Origin of the sequence: Carboxylicivirga mesophila (genome assembly GCF_018271975.1) — a bacterium.
Lineage (GTDB): Bacteria > Bacteroidota > Bacteroidia > Bacteroidales > Marinilabiliaceae > Carboxylicivirga > Carboxylicivirga mesophila.
In genome coordinates, this window is sequence record NZ_JAGUCN010000056.1 from 1 (window position 1) to 1865 (window position 1865).

Annotated in this window: 1 rRNA gene; it reads right to left on the reverse strand. The window is 48.2% G+C overall.

The annotated features are described in order from the left end of the window. Positions 1–1799, reverse strand: a 23S ribosomal RNA gene (locus KEM09_RS21695); the annotation flags it as partial. Positions 1800–1865: the final 66 nt, after the last annotated feature.

The following is a 1865-nucleotide window of genomic DNA, read 5'->3' on the forward strand; positions in this document are numbered from 1 at the left end:
AAAGCTAACATCTCCACTTAACCTTCCGGCACCGGGCAGGTGTCAGGCCTTATACATCATCTTTCGATTTAGCAAAGCCATGTGTTTTTGATAAACAGTCGCCTGGGCCATTTCTCTGCGGCTCCCCCATAGGAGGAGCGCCCCTTCTCCCGAAGTTACGGGGCTAATTTGCCTAGTTCCTTAGCCATGAATCACTCGAGCGCCTTAGTATACTCAACCCAACTACGTGTGTCCGTTTACGGTACGAGCCGCTATACTCGCTTTTCTTGGAACCGGTTACTTACTTTCGCTTCGTCCGTAGACTAGGCTCAGCGTACTATTCCGTCAGTACGCAAGCACCTGGCCGATCCGTCACTTTTAGTGTATAGCAGGTACAGGAATATTAACCTGTTTTCCATCCACTACCCCTTTCGGGTTCGCGTTAGGTCCCGACTAACCCTGATCCGATTAGCGTTGATCAGGAAACCTTGGTCTTTCGGCGTGGAGGTTTCTCACCCCCATTATCGTTACTTATGCCTACATTTGCTTTTCTAAACAGTCCACTGTGACTCACGTCTTCAGCTTCAACCCAGTTTAGAATGCTCCCCTACCACAGTACAATGTACTATCCATAGCTTCGGTAGTATGTTTATGCCCGATTATTATCCATGCATCGTCGCTCGACTAGTGAGCTGTTACGCACTCTTTAAATGAATGGCTGCTTCCAAGCCAACATCCTAGCTGTCTAAGCAACAACACCGCGTTTGGTCAACTTAACATACATTTGGGGACCTTAGCTGATGGTCCGGGTTCTTTCCCTTTCGGACATGGACCTTAGCACCCATGCCCTCACTCCATGACATCATCTTACAGCATTCGGAGTTTATCAGGAGTTGATAGGCGATGAAACCCTCGCGTCCTATCAGTAGCTCTACCTCTGTAAGATTAATCATAGGCTGCACCTAAATGCATTTCGGGGAGTACGAGCTATTTCCGAGTTTGATTGGCCTTTCACCCCTACCCTCAGTTCATCCAAAGACTTTTCAACGTCAACTGGTTCGGTCCTCCACTGTGTGTTACCACAGCTTCAACCTGACCAAGGGTAGATCACACGGTTTCGCGTCTACTCCCACTGACTATAGCGCCCTATTCAGACTCGCTTTCGCTTCGGCTCCGACCCTTAAAGTCTTAACCTTGCCAGTGAGAAGTAACTCGTAGGCTCATTATGCAAAAGGCACGCTGTCACCGATTAAATCGGCTCCAACCGCTTGTAGGCGCACGGTTTCAGGTACTTTTTCACTCTTCTGTTCGAAGTGCTTTTCACCTTTCCCTCACGGTACTGGTTCTCTATCGGTCTCTCAGGAGTATTTAGCCTTGGCAGATGGTCCTGCCGGATTCACACAGGATTTCACGTGTCCCGCGCTACTCAGGATACTCGCCTCGCATGGCTTATTACGTGTACCGGACTATCACCGTCTCTGGTTGCTCTTTCCAAAGCATTCCACTTCTAATCCACTTGATTACGCAAGTCCTACAACCCCAATGTTGCCTAAACAACATTGGTTTGGGCTAATTCCCGTTCGCTCGCCACTACTTAGGAAATCACTTTTGTTTTCTCTTCCTCCGGGTACTTAGATGTTTCAGTTCCCCGGGTTTGCCTCCATTGCTGGATACTATGTCTTCAACATAGTGGGTTGTCCCATTCGGAAATCTGCGGATTAATAGTTATTTGCACTTCCCCGCAGCTTATCGCAGCTTATCACGTCCTTCTTCGCCTCTGAGAGCCTAGGCATCCCCCGTACGCCCTTTTCTACTTTCTTTTACACACACCTAGTTGGTGTCTATGATTTTGATTTGTGTTGCCAATATGTCAAAGATCTTTTGCT